The sequence below is a fragment of the Pedobacter sp. A2324 genome (assembly GCF_059693705.1).
The window spans coordinates 46,207-71,702 of the sequence record NZ_JCASSK010000008.1; the positions used below are offsets into that span (position 1 = coordinate 46,207).

Below are 25,496 nucleotides of genomic sequence, written 5' to 3' on the forward strand. Positions count from 1 at the left end.
ACAAAAGAACAAAACAGCTAAAAATTAAAAACAAGAACTAAAACTAAAAATTAAAAAAAAATGGCAAACGCACCAAAACCAACAACTGTTAAAAAAGAGAGCTCGTCTAGTGCTTCAAATGTTTTCGCAACATTGGTTATTCCTATCTGCATCGTTATTGGATTTGTTATCTGGAAATTCGTATTAGGAGATCCTTCAAACTTTATCGATAACAACAACGAAAACTTACCATTACCAAACAACTATCCAGGTACAGCTTACAAAGGTGGTCCAATCGTAGCCGTTTTAATCGGTTTATTATTAACAACTATCGTTTTCTCTATTGAGCGTATTATCGTAATTGGTAAAGCGAGCGGTAAATCAAGCTTAGATACTTTTATCATTAAAGTAAAAGGATTATTAAATTCAGGTAACATCGAAGCTGCAAAAGCTGAGTGTGACAAACAACAAGGTTCAGTTGCTGCGGTAATTAAATCAGGTTTGAAAAAATATAGCGAAGTTGAAGCTGATTCTAACTTAGACGTTGAGCAATCTATCGTGGCTATCCAGAAAGAAGTTGAAGAAGCAACAGCTTTAGAAATGCCAATGTTAGAGCAAAACTTAACCATCATTGCTACTTTGGTATCAATTGGTACTTTGATTGGTTTATTGGGTACAGTAACAGGTATGATCCGTGCATTCGCCGGTTTGGCAAATTCTGGTGCTCCGGATCAGGCTGCATTAGCGGTAGGTATCTCTGAGGCGCTAATCAATACAATGACGGGTATCTCGGTATCAACTTTAGCGATCATTATGTACAACATCTTAACTTCTAAAATTGACAAGTTAACTTACGCTATCGATGAGGCTGGTTTCAGCATCGTTCAAACATACGCTAGTTCGCATAAATAAGAATTTTGAAAAAATTTTTACCGGCTTTATGGAAAACCGGAAAAAAGATCATCATTATTAAAAACTAGTAAAATATTATGCCTAGAATTAAAGTAAAAAGAACAAGTACGATAACAGATATGACGGCCATGTGCGACGTGGCGGCACTGTTGCTTACGTTCTTCATCTTAACTGCTACGGCAAGACAACCAGAACCCCTAGCTGTTGCTACCCCGTCCTCTACATATGAGTTCAAGGTGCCAGTAGAAAACAATGCAATATTAACCATTGGTCAGGGTAAAGTTTTCTTTGAAGTAGCAGGCCCAAAAGTAAGAGAAAGAACATTACAGCTTATGGGCGAACAGTATAAGTTGACATTTACACCAGAAGAGACTGTGAGATTCTCAGGAATCGGAAGCTTTGGTGTTCCTGTTCAAAGCCTGAAGCAATTAATTGCAATGAATGCGGGGGATAGGATGAAGCCAGGTGCACAACCAGGAATTCCTGCAGATTCAACCGACAACCAATTAAATGCCTGGGTACTTAATGCCCGTAAAGCAACAAAGGAAATCAACAATCAGGACATGCGCATCAGTATTAAAGGTGATGCTAAGGAAGAATATCCTGTGGTTAAAAAGATTATTGATATTCTTCAGAAACAAAGTGTTAACAAATTCTTGTTGGTAACCAACTCTGAAGCTAAAAAGAAATAAGAAATGGCAGAATTAAATACAGGCGGGAAGAAAGCCACCCCAAGGGTAGATATGACCCCGATGGTGGATCTCATGTTCTTACTGGTAACTTTCTTTATCTTAACAACAGTAATCTCTACGCCACAAGCTATGGATATTGCAAAGCCAGATAAGAATGAGAAGCTACCTGAGAACAGATTAGAACTTAAAGCGAGTAAAACGATGACCATCTTGTTGGGAAAAAACAACAAAGTGGCATGGTACATGGGAGTTGCAGGTGAAACAGCACCAACAATTGAATCTGTAGGTCAGGTAGGTGACGCAATTGTGAAAAATAGGAAGACCGCTGATGCATCAGGTGTAGCAGGTGATTTTGTTGTATTGGTTAAACCGACATCAGCATCAACCTTTCAGAATTTCGTAGATATGATGGACGAGTTGGAGATATTAAAGGTTAAAGTTCGTCAGATTGATGACGATAATATCCTTGATAATGAAAAACAAGCCATGAGAGATCAGGGAATTTTATAATCAATAAAAACCAGTAGTTATGTCGAAGTTAGATATATTAAGAAAAGAATGGCTTGAAGTGGTTTTTGATGGTAAAAACAAAAGCTATGGTGCTTACCAGTTGCGTAAAACCAACGGATCAAACACTACCCGAGCATTAATTATTGGATCTGTTTTATTTCTTGTATTATTTTTCTCTCCTAAAATCTATAGCCTTGTAAAAGGATCTATGGAACAAGAGGAAGAGCAGGTAAAAGCACAGGAAGTAATTTTAGCTCCACCACCACCGGTAAACCCGGAAACACCTCCGCCGCCACCGGTAGAGCCACCGCCACCAAAAGTGGATCAGGTAAAAATGCCACCTCCGATTGTAAAACCGGATATCGAGGTTCGTGATGAACCACCTACAGTAGAAAAACTGAAGGAAGCGGATCCAGGTCAACGTGATATTAAAGGTGATCCTACTGCTGATATTGTAATTAACGAGCCAGTGGGTGAAGGACCAAAAAGAGAAGCTGCAGTTGCTGTTGATGATAACCAGGTTTATGACTTCGTTAGTATTGAGAAACAACCAGAGTTTCCGGGAGGTTTACCTAAATTTTACAAATACCTGAGTGGTGCAATTAAATACCCACCAATGGCGCAGGAAAACAACGTTCAAGGTAAAGTATTTTTATCGTTCGTTGTGGAAAAAGATGGTAAACTAACTGATATTACTGTAACCCGTGGTTTGGGCAGTGGTACAGATGAAGAAGCTATCCGCGTACTAAAAGCGAGTCCACGCTGGAACCCAGGTATCCAGAACGGAAAGCCGGTAAGGGTAAAATATAACATCAACGTTAACTTTACATTGAACTAATTGTTAATGTTAAATTTTGATATTTTTAAGCAAAAATCGCCTAAACAGCGGTTTTTGCTCATTTTAGGCCTAGTCATGTTTGTTTTGTATCTCGTTATGGGGCTAGCATTCATGTTCTGGAAACCACTAGCGCTTCAGTTTAGCGTGATCCCAAACTGGGGAAGAATTGCAATAGGAATTTTTTTAATTATCTATGCTTTTGTTAGACTTATCAGCCTTGGAAGGCGTGACTAATCATTAATGAAAAAAATCCTCTTTATCTGCTGTATTTTCGCACTAGTTGCTTGTAAAAGAAAAAACAAGAGCAGCGAAATTAAGGAAACACGTACCAGTGGGACTTTAAAATTACTTGTTGACGAAAGTGTTAGCCCTATTGTGCAGCAACAGATTGATATTTTCAGTCTTGACTATCCACAGGCTACATTCAAAACGACCGTTAAACCTGAGGAAAAATTATTACCTGCTTTTTTGAATGATAGTATCAGGGTAATCGTATTGCCAAGGCTCTTAAGCAAGCAGGAGGAGAAATATTACAGTCAGCGAAAAATTAAAATAAACACTTCAAGATTTGCTATTGATGGCATTGCGCTAATTACAAACAAAGACAATATTGATAGTACAATTACCGTTAAAGAGGTTATAGATATTTTACAAGGTAAGAAATCAGATAAGAAATTGGTTTTTGATAACGCTTATTCCAGTACCTTTCAATATTTTAAAGACTTGGCTCATATCAGCCAATTTCCTGCCGGTGGCGTTTATTCCAAAAATTCGAGTAATGAAGTGATAAAGTTTATTGCAGAAGATAAAAATTTTATTGGTATTTTAGGCGTTAATTGGGTATCGGAACGGAACACAGAAATGGCTGCATCGCTGGCAAAGGTCAAAACTTTAGGGGTTAAGAATTTAAAAGGCCTGGTTGGTGATGATCAATTCTACAAGCCAACGCAAAACAACCTGATTAATGGCGTTTATCCCTTCTTAAGGAATATCAATATTATTGACTGCGAAGGCAGGGATGGTTTAGGCACAGGATTTGCAACATGGTTGAGAAGTCAGAGAGGTCAGTTAATTGTACTTAAATCTGGACTGGGGCCTCATAAGTTGATGCCTAGAGAGATTAATCTCACTAAGTAAAAATTAAAATAATTATAATTGAACCACGAAGTTATCTGAAGAGATACTTCATTTTTTTTAAACAAACAGAATATCCGATGAAAATTTTAAAGAAAGCAATAACCTTAAATGTAGGTTTGGTGTTGATGGGGACTGCAGTTTTTGCTCAGGATTTAAATGAAGCAAAAAAAGCCATTGACGCTGAACAGTACCAGAAAGCTTCATCAATGCTTAAATCATTGGTAAGCTCAAAAGCGAGTGATGGGGATAACTATTACAATCTTGGTTTAGTTTATCTAAAAACTGGCTACATCGATTCAGCGAGAGCTATATTTACGAAAGGGGTAGCGGCTGAACCGAAAAATAACCTGAACTTAATTGGTTTAGGTGAAGCAGACATGTTATCAAACGATCCAACCTCTGCAAAAACGAATTTTGATAAAGCAGTAGCTATCGCTCCGAAAGATTATAAAACCTATTTATATATCGGTAAAGCTTATTTAGCTCAGGACAAGCCAAGTGATGATGTATCTAAACCTGACTTCACTTCAGCTTTAGCTAACATTACAAAAGCTGATGAGCTGGATTCTAAAGACAAAGATGCTGAAGTATTTTTAGCTCAAGGTGATGCTTATGCATTGCAAAAGAAAAATTCTGAGGCATTAGGTCCGTACATGCGTGTTAATGATATTGATCCTAACAACAGAAGAGCAAAAACTCAAATTGGCCGGATGTACAAAGAGTCTAAAGCATTTGAAGAAGGTAAAAAAGAATTGGAAGATGTAATTGCTGCTGATGCAAATTACGGTCCAGCTTACCGTGAGTTAGGTGAATTATACTTGTTGTGGAGTAGTTTTGGGGTAAATAAAGAGAGAGCTGCAAAAGGGATTGAAAACTATAAAAAATATCTCGACCTAACTGACAAGTCACTCGAGTCTCAGCTACGTTACGCTCAGTTCTTATTTTATGCAAAAGATTATCCAACACTAGAGCAGGTAGCTACAAGTTTACAGGTTCCAGCTAATGATCCGAAAGGACTTGTTGTATTGCGGTTGAAAGGTTGGTCTGCTTATGAGAATAAAAACTATCCTCTGGCGCTTAAGAGCTTAGAAGAGTTTTTTGCTAAAGAGAAAGATCAAAATAAAATTCTTGGTTTGGATTACCTTTACTTAGGTAAAGCGCAATTAAAATCAGGACAGGATAGTTTAGCGCTTATCAACATTACTAAAGCCGTTGAAAAAGATTCAGCGAATACCGATGCACTAGCAGAAGTTGCGAAAGCTTATTTCGACGCGAAAAAATATGCAAAATCTGCGGAAGTTTATGACAAAGTGATTGCAGCTAATCCTAACGGAAAAGGTGTCTTATATAGCTATTTTTATGATGGTTTAGCTTATTATTTCGAATATGCAACACAATATTCTGCGAAGAAAAACCCATCAAAAGATCTATTGGTAAAAGCAGATACTGCGATTGCTAAAGTTGCGCAGCTGGCTCCTGAAACTACAGATGCTTATTTATACAGAGCACGTGTTAATAGCTTACTTGATGATGAAAAAGCACCTAAAGGTTTAATGGTTCCTCACTTTGAAGCGTTTATTGCGAAAGTAACAGCAAAACCTGAACTGGTAACTCCTAATGCTAAAAAGTTATCAGAAGCTTATGATAACCTAGGAGGTTTTTATTTCAATACTGATAAAGCTAAAGCAAAAGAGTATTTCGATAAAAGTGTAGCTGTTTACCCTACTGGTACATTCGCTGCTGCGAAGCTGAAAGAACTTTCTGCTCCTGCAACACCAGCAAAAGGAAAAGGTAAATAATCTTAAAGTTTAAATAATTTAGAAAAGGCAGAGTTTTGTTACTCTGCCTTTTTCTTTTACTTTTGCATCAGAAAATAGATATTATGCAAGCGACAAGTTCATCAGTAGATTTTTTACCCATTATATTTCAGGTATTAGTTGCTTTAGGTTTTGTGGTTACAACATTGGTGGCAACACACTTTTTGGGACCAAAACGTAAAACTGCAGATAAATTAGCAACCTTCGAGGCTGGGGTTAAATCAGTTGGTAATGCCCGCCAGCCGTTCTCCATTAAGTATTTTGTTGTTGCAATTTTGTTTGTATTGTTTGACGTGGAGGTAATTTTCATGTATCCATGGGCTGTAAATTTCAGGGCTCTGAAAATGGACGGTATGATTGAAATGTTCATTTTCATGGGAACACTTCTTTTAGGATTTATCTACGTAATCAAGAAAAAGGTCCTAGATTGGAATTAGTTTCTTTCAAAGACTCGCCGTTTTCGAATTAATTCTTCCACTGGAAAACTTTAGAATAACTGTCTTAACTTCTGGTGTATTTCTACACTTAGTTACAAGGCATTTAATTATTTAGAAAGGTTCTAAATCGAGTTCAGCTACTTTAATTGCCTTTTAAATATTGTAAATTTGTTGCTCATTCTTGAAAGGAATGAGCATTTTTCGTTTATAAACATGAGTGAAATTAATATAGTTGATGCGCCACCAGGAACCGAGGGACCTGGCTATTTCGCCACTTCTTTGGATAAGGTGATCGGGCTTGCACGATCAAATTCGTTATGGCCACTGCCATTTGCAACTTCATGTTGCGGTATCGAATTCATGGCAACAATGGGTTCTCACTACGATTTAGGGCGTTTTGGCGCTGAGCGTTTAAGCTTTTCTCCCCGTCAGGCCGATGTTTTAATGGTAATGGGCACTATCGCAAAGAAAATGGCTCCGGTATTAAAACAGGTGTACATCCAAATGGCTGAGCCACGCTGGGTGATGGCTGTAGGTGCCTGCGCAAGTAGTGGTGGTATTTTCGATACCTATTCTGTTTTGCAAGGTATTGATGAGGTTATTCCTGTGGATGTTTATGTTCCAGGTTGTCCGCCAAGACCTGAAGCTATTCTTGACGGTTTTCAGCGTATTCAGGATTTGGTTAAAAACGAATCTGGCAGAAGAAGAAACTCTGATTATTACAAAGATCTTTTAGGTCATTACGGCATTAAATAATGGAAGAAACGACGATAAATAATGACATACATGTTAAGCTGACTGAAAAGTTTGGCGAGAAAGTTACCGCTGTTTCTGAGCCTTATGGTTTACTGACTTTTGTAACCTATAAGGATGTTATCGTAAACGTGCTTTTTTATCTTAAGAATGAATTAAAGTTTAATTTCCTAACTGATATCACTGCAGTTCATTACCCTGGTAAAGATCATGGTATTGCTGTTGTTTACCATTTGAATAACATGGTTGAACGTGTAAGAATCAGAATTAAGGTCTTTATTTCTGAACAAGATCCAACTATTCCAACAGCTACAACAGTATGGAAAGGCGCTAACTGGATGGAACGCGAAACTTATGATTTATTTGGGGTTAAGTTTGAGGGGCATCCTGATTTACGACGTATTTTAAATATGGACGATTTGGGTGTTCACCCGATGTTAAAACAATATCCATTGGAAGACCCAAACAGAGTGGATAAAAAAGACGAATTTTTTGGAAGGTAAAACTATATGAATCATAACCATCCGGTATTTACAGATAATGACCCGCAAAGCGAGCTGGTAACCTTAAACTTAGGGCCAACACACCCTGCTACTCACGGCGTTTTTCAGAACGTTTTGCAGTTAGATGGGGAGCGTATTGTGAGCGGCGTTTCTACAATAGGGTATATTCACCGTGCTTTTGAAAAGATTGCCGAACATCGCCCATTTTACCAAATCACCCCTTTAACCGATCGTTTAAACTATTGCTCTTCGCCTATTAACAATATGGGGTGGCACATGACGGTTGAGAAGTTGCTAAATATTCAGATGCCTAAGCGTGTTGATTATCTTCGCGTAATCATTATGGAGCTTTCCCGAATCGCCGATCATATTATCTGTAATACGATCATTGGGCAGGATACAGGTGCAACTACGACTTTCCTATATCTTTTTCAGTTCCGTGAACATATTTACGAGATTTTCGAGGAGGTGTGTGGTGCTCGATTAACCACTAACATCGGCCGTATTGGTGGTTTCGAAAGAGATTTCAATGATATTGCCTTTACTAAAATTAATAAATTTTTAAAGGAATTTCCAATCGCGTTAAAGGAGTTTGAAAACCTTTTGACACGCAACCGGATTTTCATCGACAGAACTGCCGGTGTAGCTGAGGTAACTAAGGAAACGGCTCTGGAATATAGCTGGACTGGCCCGTTATTGCGTGCTACCGGTGTAGATTATGATGTCAGGGTAAGTGATCCATATTCTTCTTATCAGGATTTTGATTTTGAAGTACCTGTAGGAACCAGCGGGGATATTTATGACCGCTATCTTGTACGTAATGAGGAGATGTGGCAAAGTGTACGGATTATCGAGCAGGCAATGGTAAAACTGAAGACTGAGGAAAAGGGCATTTTTCATGCTGATGTTCCTGAGTTTTATCTTCCTCCAAAACAAGAGGTTTATAATAACATGGAAGCCTTGATTTATCACTTTAAAATTGTGATGGGGGAAATTGATGCACCAAAAGCAGAAGTTTATCATGCGGTAGAAGGCGGCAATGGTGAATTGGGTTTCTACCTGATTAATGACGGTGGACGTACCCCTTACCGCTTACACTTCCGCAGACCGAGTTTTGTGAATTACCAGATGTTTGCACCAATGAGCGAAGGCATGTTATTGTCTGATGCCATTATCAACATGAGTAGTATGAATATTATTGCAGGAGAATTAGATGCTTAAAGTAGAAGAACAAACACCTGTAACCTTTTCATCAGAATTGCTGGCCAAATTTGATGATATCAAAAGCCGTTATCCTGAGGGAAAACAAAAATCAGCTTTGCTGCCGTTACTACATTTGGTACAGGCAGAGTTTCTATGGGTTCCGACATCAGCTATGGACCAGGTTGCTGCATATTTGAATATTCAGCCAATCGAAGTTTATGAGGTAGCGACGTTTTATACCATGTACTTTTTGAAACCCCAAGGTAAATATGCTTTGGAGGTTTGCCGTACAGGACCTTGCTGCCTGGTTGGTGCTGAAAAGATATTGAGGCACCTGGAAACGAAGTTAGGCGTTAAAGAAGGTGAAGTTACTGCAGACGGTTTATTCAGCTTTAGAGGAGTTGAGTGTTTAGCTGCCTGTGGATTTGGTCCGGTTTTACAAATTAGTCCGGAGTACACTTTCTATGAAAACTTAACTACTGATAGCGTAGATAAATTGATTGAGGATCTCACATCTAAAAAATAATGAGTCGCAAATTATTACTTGAGCATATAAATGTACCTGGCATCAATACACTTGAGGTCTATCGCCAGAAAGGCGGGTACCGTGCTGTGGAGAAAGCACTTAAAACTTTAACACCTGAAGAGATTGTTGAAGAGGTTAAGAAGTCAGGCTTACGCGGTCGTGGTGGTGCGGGTTTCCCAACTGGAATGAAATGGAGCTTTTTGGCTAAACCTGAAGGTGTTGCACGATATCTGGTATGCAATGCTGATGAATCTGAGCCTGGCACTTTTAAAGACCGTTATTTGATGACATACATTCCACATGCATTAATTGAAGGAATGATAGTTTCGAGTTTTGCTTTGGGTGCGCATGTTTCATACATCTATGTGCGTGGTGAAATGATGCCTCAAATCCGTATTCTGGAGCGTGCAATTGCTGAAGCAAAAGCTGCCGGATGGTTAGGTAAAAATATTTTAGGATCAGGTTATGATCTGGAATTATATGTTCAGCCAGGTGGTGGTGCTTATATTTGCGGTGAAGAAACTGCATTGTTGGAGTCATTGGAAGGTAAGCGAGGCAATCCTCGGATCAAGCCACCATTTCCTGCTATTGCAGGTTTATATGGTTGTCCTACTGTAGTAAACAATGTTGAATCGATTGCTGCTGTAGTGCCAATTATCAACGATGGGGGTGATGAGTATGCTAAAATCGGTATTGGTAGAAGTACTGGTACCAAGTTAATATCTGCTTCTGGGAATCTGGTTAAACCAGGGGTTTATGAAATTGAGTTGGGTTTACCTGTTGAAGAGTTCATTTATTCTGATGAATACTGTGGTGGTATTGCAAATGGTAAACGCCTGAAAGCTACTGTTGCAGGTGGCTCATCGGTTCCGGTTTTACCAGCTAACTTAACACTAAAGTATGCGAATGGCGAACCTCGTTTGATGAGCTATGAATCACTGTCTGAGGGTGGATTTGCAACTGGAACCATGATGGGTTCTGGTGGATTTATCGCATTTGACGAAGACCAGTGTATTGTTCGCAATACCTGGAATTTTGCGCGTTTTTATCATCATGAAAGTTGTGGACAATGTTCTCCTTGCCGTGAAGGTACTGGCTGGATGGAAAAAATCCTGCATAAGATTGAGCATGGTCATGGTACAATGGACGACGTTGATTTGTTATGGGATGTGCAACGTAAAATAGAAGGTAATACCATTTGCCCGTTAGGTGACGCAGCGGCCTGGCCAGTAGCCAGTGCAATACGTCATTTCAGAGATGAATTTGAGTGGCACATTAAAGAGCCAGTAAAGAGTCAACAACAGAATTATGGTTTAGCAAATTATGCTACTCCAATTGAAAAAGCTCCGGTAACGGAAGAAAAATAGATTATCATTAACCATGAGTGAAAAAGTTAAGGTTACGATAGACGGGATAACAGTAGAGGTTGATAACGGTACAACCATCCTGAATGCTGCAAGGCAGATAGGTGGTGATATAGTTCCGCCAGCGATGTGCTATTATTCTAAGTTGGAAGGCAGTGGTGGTAAATGCCGTACCTGTATTGTTAAGGTAACAAAAGGTTCGGAAAAAGATCCACGGCCAATGCCAAAGCTGGTAGCATCATGCCGTACAACGGTGATGGATGGTATGGAGGTGTTGAATATCACTTCACCGGAAGTTTTAGAGGCACGTGCAGGTGTAGTAGAGATTCTGCTGATCAATCATCCGTTAGATTGCCCGGTTTGCGACCAGGCTGGTGAATGCGACCTGCAGAATCTGGGCTATGAGCACGGTTTACAAAAAACACGTTACGAGTTTGAGCGCCGTACTTTCGATCGTATCGATATAGGTGATAAAATCCAATTACACATGAACCGCTGTATTTTGTGTTACCGTTGTGTGTTTACAGCTGACCAGATTACAAATAAGCGTGTTCACGGTATCTTAAACCGTGGAGATCACTCTGAGATTTCTACTTACATTCAAACAGCCGTTGATAACGATTTTTCTGGAAACGTAATTGATGTATGTCCGGTTGGTGCATTAACCGATAAAACATTCCGTTTTAAAAACCGTGTGTGGTTTACTAAACCAGTAGATGCACACCGCAATTGCGATCACGAAAAATGCAACGGTAAAGTGACGCTTTGGTATAAAGGTGCAGATGTGATTCGTGTTACTGCACGTAAAGATCAGTTTGGCGAAGTTGAAGAATTCATTTGCAATACTTGCCGTTTTGATAAAAAAGCAACTGCTGACTGGACCATTGAACATCCAACACACATAGATGATACTTCTGTTATTGCATCTAACCACTACGAAACATTAAAACCGCTTCCTGTAATAAATCCAAATGCTGCATTGCAGGCTGCAAATGAAGTTGAATTTCATAAAACAGTTAAATACTAATGGATATAGCTTTTATCATTGAAAAATTTATACTGGTTGCTGTTATTTTCGGCATCAGTTTGGTAATAGCCATGTATTCTACCTATGCTGAGCGTAAGGTTGCAGCTTACCTTCAGGATCGTTTAGGTCCTGACAGAGCTGGTCCTTTTGGAATTTTGCAGCCTTTGGCTGATGGTGTGAAGATGTTCATGAAGGAGGAAATCATTCCTACAACTTCCAACAAGTGGTTGTTCATCATTGGGCCTGGTTTGGCATTATTATGTGCTTGTATCGGAACCGCGGTGATTCCATGGGGAAGTCCAATGGAGATTGGTGGTAAAATTGTTCCGTTACAGGTTACTGATATCAACGTTGGTGTGTTATATATCTTCGGCGTAGTTTCATTAGGCGTGTATGGTGTAATGATCGGTGGCTGGGCATCCAACAATAAGTATTCTTTATTGAGTGCTATCCGTGCGGCCTCACAAAATATCAGTTATGAGATTGCGATGGGATTATCCATTATCGCATTGCTTTTAATGACTAATACCCTGAGTTTAAAAGAAATTGTAAATCAACAACATGGCTGGCACTGGAACGTGTTGTATCAGCCGCTTGGTTTTATCATCTTCATGGTATGCTCATTCGCAGAAACCAACCGTGCGCCCTTTGATTTACCAGAGTGTGAAACGGAATTGATTGGTGGATACCATACAGAATATTCTTCAATGAAACTGGGTTTTTACCTTTTTGCTGAATACATCAACATGTTTGTTTCATCGGCGGTAATGGCTACACTATATTTCGGTGGGTATAATTATCCTGGAATGGATTACATGGCTACTTTACTGGGTCCAACATGGGCACCTTTATTTGGTACAGCCATTCTATTTGCGAAAATATTTTTCTTCATCTTTTTCTTCATGTGGGTTCGCTGGACAATTCCTCGTTTCCGTTATGATCAGCTGATGAATTTGGGCTGGAAAGGCTTAATACCTTTAGCCATTGCCAATATTATAATAACCGGAGTTGTGATTGCGATTATCGAGAAGTTTTAACTATGGAATCATTAAGTAATAAGAAAAAAGTACTGGAACAAAAGCCTTTGAGCTTTATGGAGCGTATGTACCTGCCTGCCATTGCTAAAGGTATGGGAATTACTATAAGTCACTTATTCAAAAAAGAGGCTACGGTAAGATATCCGGAAGTTGAACGTGAGTTTTCAACCAACTTCAGGGGAATGCATTCGCTAAAGCGTGATGAAAATGGCAAAGAGCGTTGTACAGCTTGTGGCTTATGTGCATTATCTTGCCCGGCAGAGGCCATTACCATGATTGCGGCAGAACGCAAACCAGAAGAGAAGGATTTATACCGTGAAGAAAAATATGCTGCTACATATGAAATTAACATGCTTCGCTGTATTTTTTGTGGCTTATGTGAAGAAGCCTGCCCTAAAGAAGCAATTTATTTAGATGGGCCAATTGTACCAGCTGATTATTTACGTAAGGATTTTATTTACGGAAAAGATAAACTGGTAGAAGCTCCACTGGAGATGAAAAAATAGTTTTACACAATACGTTATTGCGAGGAACGAAGCAATCCTAAAGCAATGACAATAAAAATGAGATTGCTTCGTGCCTCGCAATGACGGGGAATACAAACAAAAAACAAATTAATGAGTACACAAGTATTCTATTTCGTAGCCACATTAAGTATCCTTTTTTCGCTTTTGGTGATTTTTGCAAAAAATCCCATTCATAGCGTATTGTACTTAATTCTTACCTTTTTTACATTCACTGTACACTATGTACTGCTGAATGCTCAGTTTTTAGCTGTTGTAAACTTTATCGTTTACATGGGTGCCATTATGGTATTATTCTTATTTGTATTGATGTTACTCAACCTAAATAAGGAAACTGAGCCGGTAAAATCGCCCCTTATCAAAATTGTTGGTGTTATAGCCGGATGCTGTTTAATTGTAACCCTAATTGGTTCATTTAAAGCGGCTACCATTACAAGCCCGTTAATCCTGAAAAATCCAGGTTTAGGTTTGGTGGAGAATTTAGGAAAAGAATTATTTGGCCCTTTCTTATTACCGTTTGAATTATCATCTCTGTTACTGTTGGCAGCAATGGTTGGAGCAGTTTTATTATCTAAAAGAGATGAGGTAGAAGCATAATGGAAAATTTAACTACACAAATGGCAGGCGTACCGCTAAATCACTACATCTATTTATGTGCAATTATTTTCACAATCGGTGTAATTGGCGTATTGACCCGTAGAAATGCAATCGTAATTTTTATGTCGGTTGAGTTGATGTTGAACGCAGTGAACCTGCTTTTAACAGCCTTTTCAGTACACAGCAACGATCCATCGGGACAGGTATTCGTATTTTTTATTATGGCACTTGCTGCTGCGGAGGTTGCTGTGGGGTTAGCCATCATAGTAATGGTTTACCGAAATACGAAATCGATAGATATTAATGTTTTAAATCGCCTTAAGTGGTAAATATATATTAAGAATGAGCATAGAACAATTGATTTGGTTGGTTCCGTTACTCCCTTTTTTAGGATTTGTAATTAATGGACTGGGCAGAAAATCTTTATCTAAAGGACTTGTTGGAATGATTGGGAGTGGAGTAATCCTCGCATCGTTCATTATCAGTGTAGTTATTTTCTTTAGTTTACAGGGCGATACACAAAAATCTCACGAAGTATTTTTATTTGACTGGATTAGTGCCGGAGCACTCCATATTCCTTTATCATTCCTTGTTGATCCCTTAAGCGCTATTATGCTTTTGATCATTACAGGTATCGGATTTTTAATCCACCTGTATTCTACCAGCTATATGCACGATGATGAAGGTTTCGGAAAGTTTTTCGCTTACTTGAACCTATTTGTATTCTTCATGCTTTTATTGGTTTTGGGATCGAACTACATTGTGGTGTTTATCGGTTGGGAAGGCGTTGGTTTGTGTTCATACCTGTTAATCGGGTTCTGGTATACCAATACTGCATATGCATCGGCTGCTAAAAAAGCTTTTGTAATGAACCGTATCGGGGACCTTGGCTTCCTGTTGGGCGTATTTTTGATTTTCAGCACTTTTGGCAGTGTTGAATTTGCTAAAGTTTTCCCTCAGGCGGCAACGATGCTGCCGGGCCAGAATACATTATTTCTGATTACAGTATTACTATTTATAGGCGCCTGCGGTAAATCGGCTCAACTGCCATTATTTACCTGGTTACCTGATGCGATGGCCGGACCTACACCAGTATCTGCATTGATTCACGCAGCGACAATGGTAACTGCAGGTATCTATATGATTGCACGTTCAAGTGTATTATTTGATTTAGCTCCGCTTACGCAACACATCATTGCAATTGTGGGTATCACTACGGCGCTGGTTGCAGCGATTATTGCATTGACCCAAACGGATATTAAAAAAGTACTGGCTTATTCTACTGTTTCTCAATTGGGATATATGTTTTTAGGATTAGGCGTTGGTGCTTATACTGGTTCTTTTTTCCATGTACTGACTCACGCATTCTTTAAAGCTTTGTTGTTTTTAGGTGCCGGTTCGGTGATTCATGCGATGCACCATGAGCAGGATATGCGCCACATGGGTGGATTGAGAAAGAAACTTCCGGTAACTTTTCTAACCATGATGATCGGTACGATTGCTATTGCAGGCTTGCCGCCATTTTCAGGATTCTTTTCGAAAGACGAGATCTTAGCTAATGCTTATCAGGCTAGTCCGATTCTTTGGGGAGTTGGCGTGTTGACGGCTTTCCTGACCTCATTCTACATGTTCAGAATGATGTTCCTGACTTTCTCAGGTAAATATAGAGGAACACACCACGAAGAGAGTCATGTGCACGAGTCGCCAACAGCGATGACGCTCCCTTTAATTATCCTTGCAGTTTTAGCTGCAATTGGCGGGGCCATTAACATTCCACACGTTTTCGGTGGAAACGAATGGTTAGCACATTGGTTAAGCGGAGCAGGGGTTGCGCAACACGAGTTAGAATTAAGTCATGCTACAGAATACACTTTAATGGGTATTTCAGTAGTAGCTGCAATTGTGGCTTTACTCTATGCATATATCAGATATGTAAAGGGTGCACGTGTACCGGTTGCTGATGAAGCGCCACGCTCACCATTGGCGAAATTATCATACAATAAATTTTACCTGGATGAGATTTATGATTTTATCATCACCAAGCCTTTAGATGCTTTTTCGAGATTCTTTTACAGAATTATTGATACTAAATTCATCGATGGAATTGTAAACGGATTAGGATGGAGTACCAATGAGGCCAGTAAAGGTGTTCGTTTATTACAAAGCGGAAATGTTGGTTTCTACATATTTATGATGGTATTTGGTATCATCGCATTGCTTGCATATACATTTTATTACATATAAAAAGGGTTCAAAATTATATAATGGAACAACTTTTACTACTTATATTTCTTCCCCTGGCAGGTGCTATTATTACGGCATTTTCGGGTAAGTCGGCCAAAATAATTTCAACTGTATTCTCGGTTGCTTCTTTATTGCTGGCTTTGTTTATCGCTTGTCACTTCATTCCGAATGCCAGCACACAGTTTGAAGCCAACTTACCATGGATTGCTGATCTTGGGATCCGTTTCCATGCAGGAATTGACGGCATTAGCATGTTAGTGGTGTTGTTAACTAACTTATTAATTCCGATTATCATCTTGTCCAGCTATAAGCATGATTATCAGCATCCGTCAGCATTTTATGCACTAGTGCTATTCATGCAAACCGGATTGTTATTGGTATTTACAGCATTGGATGCTTTTCTATTCTACATTGGCTGGGAAGCTGCATTGATTCCAATTTATTTCATCTGTGCTTTCTGGGGTGGTAAAGACAGAATCCGCATCAATATGAAATTCTTTGTATACACGATTGCAGGTTCATTGTTCATGTTAATGGGTATCATTTATCTGTACCTACAAAATCCTGCTCATAATTTCGACATTCAGGCTTTTTATGCTTTAAATTTAGACAACGCACAACAAGGCTGGATTTTCTGGGCTTTCTTTATTGCATTTGCAATTAAAATGCCGATTTTTCCCTTCCACACCTGGCAGCCTGATACCTATACGGCAGCCCCTACTCAGGGAACAATGCTATTATCCGGCATTATGCTGAAAATGGGTATATACGGCGTAATCAGGTGGTTATTGCCAATCGTACCGGCAGGTGTTCAGGATTGGAAGTGTTTAGCCATGATACTTTCAATTGTTGGTATTGTTTACGCATCCATTATTGCCTTCACACAAAAAGATGCCAAGCGCTTGGTTGCCTACTCATCAATTGCCCACGTTGGATTAATTGCAGCGGGTATTTTTGCTTTAAACCAGCAAGGCTTGCAGGGCGCCATGGTTCAGATGTTAAGTCATGGGATTAATGTGGTGGGATTATTCTTTGTGCTGGATATCATTTTCTCCAGAGTTAAAACCAATAAGATTGAAGAATTAGGTGGTATTGCCAAAGTTGCACCTCAATTAGCTATTACCTTCATGATCATTGTTTTAGGAACCGTTGCTTTACCGGGTACGAATGGCTTTATCGGTGAGTTCTTATTATTAATGGGCGTTTATCAATACGGAGTCTGGGCGGCGGCGATTGCCGGATTAACCATTATTTTTGGGGCAGTATATATGTTGCGTACCTACCAGAATGTAATGCTTGGCAAAACCAATTCGCTTACCATCAATTTCACAGATATCCAGGGAACAGAAAAATTGGTTCTTTATATTATATGTGCATTAATCATTGTACTTGGAGTTTATCCAAAACCATTATTGCACTTAACAGAGGCATCTGTACAACATTTATTAGAACAGGTAAATCAAAAATTAACATCAGTAAAATAAGCAATGAATATTATAATAACTATTAGTATAACCGCTTTCATTGTGCTTTATGCAGGTTTGTTTAAAGCAAATAAAGCATTATTACCACTTACCGTTGTTGGCTTACTTACTGCATTAGGATTTACTTTTAGTGCATGGAATGGCAATGCTGTTCATTTCGGAATGATGCAGACTGATAATTTTGCTCTGGCATTTTCGGGTGTTTGTATTGTTGGAACACTTTTAATTTTCTTGTTGACACAAAACTACTTTAATTCCAAAAGTGAGAATATTGCTGAATACTATACACTGATTCTTTTTGCACTGGCTGGAATGATTATGATGGTATCTTATAAGAACATGGCGATGTTATTTGTAGGATTGGAAATCATGTCGGTAAGTTTATATATCCTAGCGGGTATTCGTAAAAAGGATTTTGCCTCTAATGAAGCATCACTTAAGTATTTTTTGATGGGTGCCTTCTCTACGGGTTTTCTCTTATTCGGGATCACCTTAATTTATGGTGCTACGGGATCATTCGATCTGGATAAAATTCAAAGTTACCTGGTGGATAATAGTACCTCAATTTCGCCGATCTTTTACCCTGGCGTAATCCTGATGATGATTGGTTTGTGTTTTAAAGTTGGTGCTGCTCCTTTTCACTTCTGGACTCCGGATGTTTATGAAGGTGCGCCTACATTAATTACCACCTTCATGAGTACAGTTGTCAAAACTGCTGGATTTGCCGCTTTCTTAAGATTATTTGGTGATGCTTTCAAACCACTTCATGATTTCTGGGTTCAGCCATTAATTGTAATTGTGTGCCTTACACTATTTATTGGTAACGTTACTGCCTTGTTTCAAAAAAACTTCAAAAGAATGCTTGCGTATTCGAGTATTTCTCATGCTGGTTATTTGTTATTTTCATTAGTGGTAGTCAGTGCACAATCTCAGAATAATGTGCTGGTATATGCTGCTGCTTACACATTCGCCTCAATTATTGCTTTTGCCGTATTAATCTTAGTTAAGCAGAAAACGGGCAGTGACAGTTTTGAGAGTTTTAATGGTTTAGGAAAGAAAAATCCTCTGGTGGCACTGGCCTTAACTGTTGCCATGCTCTCGTTAGCAGGTATACCTCTAACGGCAGGTTTCATTGGTAAATACCTGATGTTTCTAAATGTGATGGGCGAGTACCAGACACTATTGGTTGCCTTTGCGATACTAAATGCGCTGGTTGGTTTCTACTATTACTTTAAGGTTATTGTGGCTGTATGGTTCAGAGATGGAGGAGAAACAGAGCTTTCTACACCAGGGCAATACAAAATTGTTTTACTCGTTTCGGTAGCAATTACGCTGATTTTAGGTATTTATCCGGCAATTATTTTAAACCTGATATAGGTATACACTTGTTAGATAATTATTTGTAGTTTTACGAATAATTAAATATGCACGATTTTTGGACTAACCTTCAGCATCTTATTTCTCCCGAAAAGCTATTGAGGGAAGGTGGTTTCTATCTGGTCGTGTTCGTGATCTTTGCGGAGACAGGGCTTTTCTTTGGATTTTTTCTTCCGGGAGATTATCTTCTGTTTTTGGCTGGCATGTTTGTGGCAACAGGAAAGCTCGATGTAAATATCGCCCTTCTGCTTGCCGGATTATGCGTTGCAGCAATATCAGGAAACTTTACCGGCTATTGGTTTGGTAGACGGACTGGTCCGTTATTGTATACCAGGAAGGATAGTTTCTTCTTTAAAAAACGTTATCTTAAAGCTGCAGAAGCTTATTACAACAAACAAGGCGCATTTGCTTTGATTATGGGGCGTTTTGTACCAATTGTAAGAACGTTTGCACCGATTTTTGCTGGTGTAGTTAAATTAGATTTCAAACGATTTGCTTTCTACAATGTTGTAGGGGGAGTACTTTGGATCTGTTCATTAACTTTACTTGGCTATTTTTTAGGCCGAAGATTTGAAAAGCAAATTAACGATTACTTATTATATATTATTATTGGCTTTATCCTTATCACAACTATCCCTTTATTGATTACCTTTGTAAAAAGTAAAGTTAACAGCTCTGAAGAGGAAAAGACAGATTTAAATTAAAAATGATAAAAGACGATCACCACGCATGGCATAGCGTATCACCTGGTAGCAACTTACCAGAAACGGTTAATGCAATTATTGAAATTCCAAAAGGATCAAAAGCAAAATACGAGATAGATAAGGAATCTGGTTTAATTAAGTTAGACAGGGTTCTTTTCTCATCAGTAATGTATCCTGCAAACTATGGTTTTATTCCGCAAACTTATTGCGATGATAAAGACCCGTTAGACATCCTGGTACTTTGTTCTGTTGATGTTTACCCTATGACATTGATCGAAGCAAAAGTTGTTGGCGTAATGCACATGGTTGACAATGGTGAGCAGGATGATAAAATCATTGCTGTAGCCGCTCACGACATGTCAGTTAACTACATCAACGATTTGGATGAATTGCCACCGCACCAGATGAAAGAAATTGTACGTTTCTTTCAGGATTATAAAGCATTGGAAGGTAAAAACGTAACGATTGAACACTTACTTGGTGTTCGCTATGCTCACAAGGTTATTAAAGAGAGTATAGAACTTTATAATACAACATTTAGAGAATTAGCTTAATGGATTTACCCACGGTCTGTTTACTGTCGAATTTTGAACTGAGTACAATTCTGCCACAAAGTACCCTTTTGGTTGCTATACAAGATACCGACACAGAAGGAATTGGCTGGCGTTTATTTCTCGCATTATTTTTGGTGTTATTAAACGGATTTTTTGTTGCGGCAGAGTTTGCAATTGTAAAAGTCCGGGCATCGCAAATTGAAATTAAAGCAAAAACAGGAAGTCGTGTAGGTAGAATGGCCAAGTCTATCATCCATAATCTGGATGGTTATCTGGCAGCTACACAGTTGGGCATAACACTTGCTTCGCTTGGCTTAGGTTGGGTTGGTGAAGGTGTTATGCACACTATTTTTAAAAATCTTTTTGACAGCTTACAATGGGGCTTAAGTGATGCGACTATTCATACGGCCTCTACAATTGTTGCCTTCTCGCTAATTACAATTATGCACATTGTATTTGGTGAACTGGCGCCTAAGTCGTTCGCTATTCAGCGCCCTGTAGCTACAACGTTATTCATTGCTATTCCCTTACAGCTTTTTTATGTTGTATTCCGGCCTGCAATCTGGACATTAAATAGTCTTGCGGCTATTATTCTGAAACCTTTTGGCATCGATACCTCTGCAGGCCATGAGTCCATTCACAGTACCGAAGAATTACAATACCTGCTCGATCAGGGTAAAGAAAGCGGAGCACTCGATAATAATGAGCATGAGCTGATCAAAAATGTATTTGATTTTAATGAGCGTGTAGTTAAGAATATTATGGTTCCGAGAACCAAAATCTCGGGTATTGAGCTAACCTCTCCTAAAGAGGAAGTGATCGACATTATCATCAAGGAAGGATATTCCAGGCTTCCTGTTTACGATGATGTAATGGATAAAATTGTGGGTATCATCCATGCAAAAGATGTGTTGCCTTTAGTGGCCGCAGGTAATCAGGTATGGACCTTAAACGATATCATACGCAAACCATATTTTGTTACTGAAACCAAAAAGATTAACGATTTGATGAGTGAGCTGCAAAGTAACCGTATTCAGATTGCCATCGTATTGGATGAATTCGGTGGTACAGCCGGTATGGTAACTTTAGAAGATATAGTGGAAGAGCTGGTTGGTGAAATTCAGGATGAGTATGATGAGGAAAAACCATTGGTTGAAAAGGTTTCAGACACTGAATTTATTGTAAATGCATTTGCAACGGTTTATGATGTAAATGAATATTTACCACATGATTTACCAGAAGACGAAGACTTCGATACTGTTGGTGGTTTGGTATCTCACGTTTTTGAACGGATTCCCGAGGTCGGCGAAAGCAATGAATCTTACGGGTATTTGTTTACGATTTTGAAAAAGACGGAGCAGAATATTGAAACCATCAAATTAGAACTGGTTATTAATAAAGAAGATCAGGTTGATAATCACTAATTTCAACTATGCATATTTTCTACACACCTGACATTACACAAGGTACCTATACGCTTAGTGAAGAGGAGAGTAAGCATTGTGTTCGCGTTTTGCGCTTAGGTGTTGGTGCAGTGGTTAATCTGGTTGATGGGAAAGGTGGTTTCTACACTGCAGAAATTACTTCTGATAATCCCAAAAAAGTAGGATTGCTGATTACCGACGTGAAGCTTGAGTTTCATAAACGTAATCACCATCTGCATATAGCTGTAGCACCCACTAAAAATATCGATCGCATTGAGTGGTTTCTGGAAAAGGCCACTGAACTGGGGATTGATGAAATTACACCCATCATTACAGATCGCTCAGAAAGGAAAGTGGTAAAAGACGACAGATTAAATAAAGTAATCACGTCTGCAGTTAAGCAATCTATAAAGGCCTATCATCCGAAGCTGAATGAAGCCATTTCCTATCATGCTTTTATGAATCTTGCTTTTGAGGGGGATAAACTTATTGCACATTGTATAAATGGGGATGAAAAATCGTATATCACAGATCTGGTCCAACCTCAACAGAAATATTTAATATTAATCGGTCCTGAAGGAGATTTCACGCCTGATGAAGTTAATTTAGCTTTGAATAAAGGCTTTAAACCATTAACTTTAGGTGATAACAGGTTGCGTACAGAAACTGCTGCGCTCGCTGTTTGTTTTGAAATCAATTACCTTAACCGATAGTCAGTTTGAAATTTTCACTGTTTCACTTTCAGTTTTCCAGATTGTTCAGGCCTTTTTGTGTAATTGGCTTAGCTTGTTCTCTTTTTATAGGTTTTGCTTTTACCAAGGTTCCTCCATCTTACCGAATGGCTAAGCTTAAATACAATGGAGGCGGCGACTGGTATGCTGACCGCACTGCACTTGGTAATCTGATTGCTTACTGTAATACCAATCTTAAAACTAATTTCTACCCTGAAGAAAGTATTGTTGAAGTAGGTTCGAAGGAACTGTTCAATTATCCCTTTGTGTATATGACCGGCCATGGGAATGTGGTGTTTAGCGATCAGGAGGTTAAAAATCTAAGACTTTATCTAACTAAAGGAGGTTTTCTGCACATTGACGATAACTATGGCTTAGATAAGTTTATACGGCCTCAGATGAAGAAGGTTTTTCCGGAATTGAGCTTTGTTGAATTGCCGGCCAATCATGCCATTTATAACCAGAAATTTAAATTCCCAAGTGGATTACCAAAGATTCATGAACATGATAACAAGCGGCCACAAGGCTTTGCATTAATTTACAAGGGACGCGTAGTTTGTTATTATACTTATGAATGTGATTTAGGCAACGGGTGGGAGGATTTCGGAACCTATCCTGAAGATTCGCAGGATACAAGAACAAAAGCCTTGAAAATGGGCGCTAATTTAGTTCAATATGCATTAACCCGATAAATATGTATAAAGTAAAAGTTAACGGGAATTTTAGCTATGAGATTGAAAATAACAGCAATCAACTTCTCGTGGATGGCAAGGAGATTAAGATCGATTTAAGTAAAATCAGCGGGTCTTCGAAACATGTACTACATAATAAGCAATCTTTTAACACAGAGCTCGTAGAACTTAACCGTGCTGAGAAATCCTGTAAAATCAAAGTTAACGGGAACGTCTACGAAGTTTTTCTCGAGGATCGGTTTGACCAGCTATTGAAGCAGCTCGGATTGGATAACCTGGCTGCAAACAAAGTTTCAGAAGTTAAGGCGCCAATGCCGGGACTGGTATTAAAAGTGCTGATCAGTGATGGCAGTGAGGTAAAAAAGGGAGACAGTCTGGTTGTTCTTGAAGCAATGAAAATGGAAAATATCTTAAAATCACCTGCAGATGGTATTGCAAAAAAAATTAACGTTAGACCTGGAGATAAAGTGGAAAAAAATCAGGTACTGATTCAGTTCTTGTAATATTTACGCTGTCTGCATATGAACTATGGCGCATAAAAAAGTCCCAATGCAAATTGGGACTTTTTTATTGACCTTTATTTTCCTTTGCTCACCCTATAAGGTTTTGAGGGTGGGTTTTTAAAGCTTCTTTTACCAGCTGTACTGATTTCAGGAGCACCGAGCATGGTCATTGCGCAACGGAAACCAACTTCGGCAGATGATTCATCTTGTTGCATGAATCGACGGGTTGCCGGATTTAACCAGTAAGCCATATCATTCCATGAACCACCTTTATATACTCTTGATTTATCATTTACCAGGGTTACACCTTCTTCGTTAAGAATGGTATTTTGTCTATCGCGATAGCCTCGCTGATCTGCCTGATAAGCAGCTGCTGCAATCGGCGCCTGAGGATCAGTTGATTTAGAAATCGAATCACTACGTTTCGCCTGTGCCTGTTTTTCAGCCCATGTTTGTTTTCTTCCTGAATAAGCATTTTCCTTAATTGGATTACCATACTTATCTAAGGAAATTTTACCACTCTGGCTGTCTTCAAGTTTTTTATTGGTAAAGTAGTTACCGCGGTAAGGATTAAAGGCATCAGCATCAGTAAAAGTTCCGGTTCTGTAAACATCATTTACCCACTCATTAACGTTACCCGCCATATTGTATAAGCCAAAGTCGTTAGGTGTATACTGAATAACAGGAACGGTTAAATCTCCTTTATCGTTCAGTGAACCACCAACTCCCATGTAATCACCAGGCGCTCTCTTAAAGTTGGCCTGAATCATACCTCTGGTTTTCTTTTTGGCTGAACTTACACCAAGGCCGTTCCATGGATAAATTTTATTCTGATTAATATTCTCGTATTCGGTATTTCCAATTAAGCCCAATGCTGCGTATTCCCACTCTGCCTCTGTTGGCAAACGGTATGGCTGCATAATTACACCATCTTCTAAAGTTGCTGTTCTTCTTGGCTGAGCATTTCCCCTGCCACCTGCTGCTGCACCAGCGGTTGTAGTTGCTGCACCAGATTTAGTGTTATAATCAACAGGAGCATTTTTACCTTTATCATCATACTGACCGTTTAAATAAGCGTCAGTATTAAATGGATTGGTTGGTTTTGGTGTTGCAGCAGCTGTTGTGTTATTGTTTCTGCCACTGCCACCGCCTGCTAGTGTTTTATAATCAGTCAAGATTCCTTTTTCACGTAATATGAATTCGTTTGCACGGGAAGTTCTCCATTCGCAATAACGGGAAGCTTGCTCCCAGGAAACACCAACTACCGGATAATCGCGGTAGGCAGGGTGACGGAGATAGTTATCTACATATGGTTCGTTATACGATAAAGCACGGCGCCAAACCAGGGTATCAGGAAGTTCATTGTAATAAAACTCCTGGTCTTCAGGAAAATTATATCTGATCCAGTGTAAGTATTCTAACCAATCGGTGTTAGACACTTCAGTCTCATCCATATAAAATGATGGAACCGTTACTTGTCTTTTGTAATTGTAGATATTAGGTTCAACACCGGGTACCTCAATGGCGCTACCCCCAACAACTAAAACACCACCTTCAATTGGGATTAAGCCAGGGCCAGGTGCTCTCTTATATTGGGATGCAACAGCGAATGCACCAGACTGGTTCTTCTTGCTCTTCCTATCTGCATAAGGGATACCTGTTTTGCTGGAACTGTTTCCGCCTTTGGAACTGCAACCGGTGAAAATAACGGCTAAAGACAAACAAGTTAAAGAATATAGTATAAGTTTTTTCATATAAATACTTAGGGATTGCCGCCCAATGGGGTTTCAACCGATAAAATTAAACAAATTTAAATGAATATATAAATATTGTGACAATAAAATACTGAATATATTTTTAAGCCATAACGTATTATTTTATGTCGTATTGTGTCTGTTTAGTTTTTATTATTGTTTTTTGATAAAAC

General features: G+C 39.0%; 27 protein-coding genes. 26 read left to right on the forward strand and 1 reads right to left on the reverse strand.

The features are described from left to right. Positions 1 to 60: 60 nt before the first annotated feature. From AC570I_RS20735 to AC570I_RS20860, 26 genes are all read left to right on the forward strand, one after another. Positions 61 to 891 carry a MotA/TolQ/ExbB proton channel family protein gene (locus AC570I_RS20735; protein ID WP_047800914.1) on the forward strand — a complete coding sequence of 277 codons (831 nt, stop codon included), beginning with the start codon at positions 61 to 63 and terminating at the stop codon, positions 889 to 891. Positions 892 to 968: 77 nt separating this feature from the next. Next, positions 969 to 1,583, forward strand: a complete 615-nt coding sequence (locus tag AC570I_RS20740; protein WP_047800913.1) for a biopolymer transporter ExbD — start codon at positions 969 to 971, stop codon at positions 1,581 to 1,583. Between the two features lie 3 nt (positions 1,584 to 1,586). After that, entirely contained in the window at positions 1,587 to 2,093 is a 507-nt protein-coding gene (locus AC570I_RS20745; protein WP_047800912.1) for an ExbD/TolR family protein, read from the forward strand. Between the two features lie 19 nt (positions 2,094 to 2,112). Continuing rightward, a complete protein-coding gene (locus tag AC570I_RS20750) occupies positions 2,113 to 2,931 on the forward strand; it encodes an energy transducer TonB (protein ID WP_047800911.1) in 819 nt (272 codons plus the stop codon). A 240-nt stretch (positions 2,932 to 3,171) separates the two neighbouring features. Next, positions 3,172 to 4,068 carry a PstS family phosphate ABC transporter substrate-binding protein gene (locus tag AC570I_RS20755; RefSeq protein ID WP_497407041.1) on the forward strand — a complete coding sequence of 299 codons (897 nt, stop codon included), beginning with the start codon at positions 3,172 to 3,174 and terminating at the stop codon, positions 4,066 to 4,068. A gap of 77 nt (positions 4,069 to 4,145) precedes the next feature. Then, positions 4,146 to 5,867, forward strand: a complete 1,722-nt coding sequence (locus tag AC570I_RS20760) for a tetratricopeptide repeat protein (protein ID WP_497407042.1) — start codon at positions 4,146 to 4,148, stop codon at positions 5,865 to 5,867. Between the two features lie 83 nt (positions 5,868 to 5,950). Continuing rightward, on the forward strand, positions 5,951 to 6,322 hold the full coding sequence (locus tag AC570I_RS20765; protein ID WP_497407043.1) for an NADH-quinone oxidoreductase subunit A: 372 nt from the start codon (positions 5,951 to 5,953) through the stop codon (positions 6,320 to 6,322). Positions 6,323 to 6,535: 213 nt separating this feature from the next. Then, positions 6,536 to 7,078 (forward strand): NADH-quinone oxidoreductase subunit B, encoded by a 543-nt coding sequence (locus AC570I_RS20770; RefSeq protein WP_497407044.1) that lies wholly within the window; start codon positions 6,536 to 6,538, stop codon positions 7,076 to 7,078. Continuing rightward, positions 7,078 to 7,578, forward strand: coding sequence for an NADH-quinone oxidoreductase subunit C (locus tag AC570I_RS20775; protein WP_497407045.1), 501 nt, complete (start codon positions 7,078 to 7,080; stop codon positions 7,576 to 7,578). Before AC570I_RS20770 ends, AC570I_RS20775 begins: the two co-directional genes overlap by 1 nt. Positions 7,579 to 7,584: 6 nt before the next feature. Then, entirely contained in the window at positions 7,585 to 8,799 is a 1,215-nt protein-coding gene (locus AC570I_RS20780) for an NADH-quinone oxidoreductase subunit D (protein ID WP_497407046.1), read from the forward strand. Beyond that, positions 8,792 to 9,307 (forward strand): NADH-quinone oxidoreductase subunit NuoE family protein, encoded by a 516-nt coding sequence (locus AC570I_RS20785; RefSeq protein ID WP_497407047.1) that lies wholly within the window; start codon positions 8,792 to 8,794, stop codon positions 9,305 to 9,307. The genes AC570I_RS20780 and AC570I_RS20785 overlap by 8 nt, the downstream gene beginning before the upstream one ends. Beyond that, entirely contained in the window at positions 9,307 to 10,674 is a 1,368-nt protein-coding gene (nuoF, locus tag AC570I_RS20790) for an NADH-quinone oxidoreductase subunit NuoF (protein WP_047800902.1), read from the forward strand. Before AC570I_RS20785 ends, nuoF begins: the two co-directional genes overlap by 1 nt. A gap of 13 nt (positions 10,675 to 10,687) precedes the next feature. Continuing rightward, a complete protein-coding gene (locus AC570I_RS20795; protein ID WP_047800901.1) occupies positions 10,688 to 11,698 on the forward strand; it encodes an NADH-quinone oxidoreductase subunit G in 1,011 nt (336 codons plus the stop codon). After that, entirely contained in the window at positions 11,698 to 12,735 is a 1,038-nt protein-coding gene (nuoH, locus tag AC570I_RS20800; protein ID WP_047800900.1) for an NADH-quinone oxidoreductase subunit NuoH, read from the forward strand. The genes AC570I_RS20795 and nuoH overlap by 1 nt, the downstream gene beginning before the upstream one ends. A gap of 2 nt (positions 12,736 to 12,737) precedes the next feature. Beyond that, positions 12,738 to 13,241: a NuoI/complex I 23 kDa subunit family protein gene (locus tag AC570I_RS20805; RefSeq protein ID WP_047800899.1), complete on the forward strand. Its 504-nt coding sequence runs from the start codon at positions 12,738 to 12,740 to the stop codon at positions 13,239 to 13,241. 111 nt (positions 13,242 to 13,352) lie between these two features. Then, the gene (locus AC570I_RS20810) at positions 13,353 to 13,856 is read left to right on the forward strand and encodes an NADH-quinone oxidoreductase subunit J family protein (RefSeq protein ID WP_497407048.1); all 504 of its coding nucleotides are present in this window, start codon (positions 13,353 to 13,355) and stop codon (positions 13,854 to 13,856) included. Continuing rightward, positions 13,856 to 14,185, forward strand: a complete 330-nt coding sequence (gene nuoK / locus AC570I_RS20815) for an NADH-quinone oxidoreductase subunit NuoK (protein ID WP_010601897.1) — start codon at positions 13,856 to 13,858, stop codon at positions 14,183 to 14,185. The genes AC570I_RS20810 and nuoK overlap by 1 nt, the downstream gene beginning before the upstream one ends. 13 nt (positions 14,186 to 14,198) lie before the next feature. Continuing rightward, a complete protein-coding gene (gene nuoL, locus AC570I_RS20820) occupies positions 14,199 to 16,100 on the forward strand; it encodes an NADH-quinone oxidoreductase subunit L (protein ID WP_497407049.1) in 1,902 nt (633 codons plus the stop codon). A 20-nt stretch (positions 16,101 to 16,120) separates the two neighbouring features. Next, positions 16,121 to 17,584, forward strand: coding sequence for a complex I subunit 4 family protein (locus AC570I_RS20825; protein ID WP_497407050.1), 1,464 nt, complete (start codon positions 16,121 to 16,123; stop codon positions 17,582 to 17,584). A gap of 3 nt (positions 17,585 to 17,587) precedes the next feature. Further along, positions 17,588 to 18,961, forward strand: coding sequence for an NADH-quinone oxidoreductase subunit N (locus AC570I_RS20830; protein ID WP_497407051.1), 1,374 nt, complete (start codon positions 17,588 to 17,590; stop codon positions 18,959 to 18,961). A gap of 47 nt (positions 18,962 to 19,008) precedes the next feature. Continuing rightward, positions 19,009 to 19,665, forward strand: a complete 657-nt coding sequence (locus AC570I_RS20835; RefSeq protein WP_047800894.1) for a DedA family protein — start codon at positions 19,009 to 19,011, stop codon at positions 19,663 to 19,665. A gap of 2 nt (positions 19,666 to 19,667) precedes the next feature. Further along, positions 19,668 to 20,219, forward strand: a complete 552-nt coding sequence (locus tag AC570I_RS20840) for an inorganic diphosphatase (RefSeq protein ID WP_047800893.1) — start codon at positions 19,668 to 19,670, stop codon at positions 20,217 to 20,219. Beyond that, a complete protein-coding gene (locus AC570I_RS20845; RefSeq protein WP_497407052.1) occupies positions 20,219 to 21,643 on the forward strand; it encodes a hemolysin family protein in 1,425 nt (474 codons plus the stop codon). Before AC570I_RS20840 ends, AC570I_RS20845 begins: the two co-directional genes overlap by 1 nt. A gap of 8 nt (positions 21,644 to 21,651) precedes the next feature. Next, positions 21,652 to 22,356, forward strand: coding sequence for a 16S rRNA (uracil(1498)-N(3))-methyltransferase (locus tag AC570I_RS20850; RefSeq protein WP_497407053.1), 705 nt, complete (start codon positions 21,652 to 21,654; stop codon positions 22,354 to 22,356). 125 nt (positions 22,357 to 22,481) lie between these two features. Further along, complete coding sequence (locus AC570I_RS20855) at positions 22,482 to 23,066, forward strand: DUF4159 domain-containing protein (RefSeq protein WP_497407054.1); 585 nt, start codon at positions 22,482 to 22,484, stop codon at positions 23,064 to 23,066. Positions 23,067 to 23,068: 2 nt separating this feature from the next. Next, complete coding sequence (locus AC570I_RS20860) at positions 23,069 to 23,569, forward strand: acyl-CoA carboxylase biotin carboxyl carrier protein subunit (RefSeq protein ID WP_497407055.1); 501 nt, start codon at positions 23,069 to 23,071, stop codon at positions 23,567 to 23,569. A 74-nt stretch (positions 23,570 to 23,643) separates the two neighbouring features. Here the strand turns inward: AC570I_RS20860 and AC570I_RS20865 are convergent, their stop codons facing one another. After that, the gene (locus AC570I_RS20865) at positions 23,644 to 25,323 is read right to left on the reverse strand and encodes an SUMF1/EgtB/PvdO family nonheme iron enzyme (protein ID WP_047800890.1); all 1,680 of its coding nucleotides are present in this window, start codon (positions 25,321 to 25,323) and stop codon (positions 23,644 to 23,646) included. Between the last annotated feature and the right edge of the window lie 173 nt (positions 25,324 to 25,496).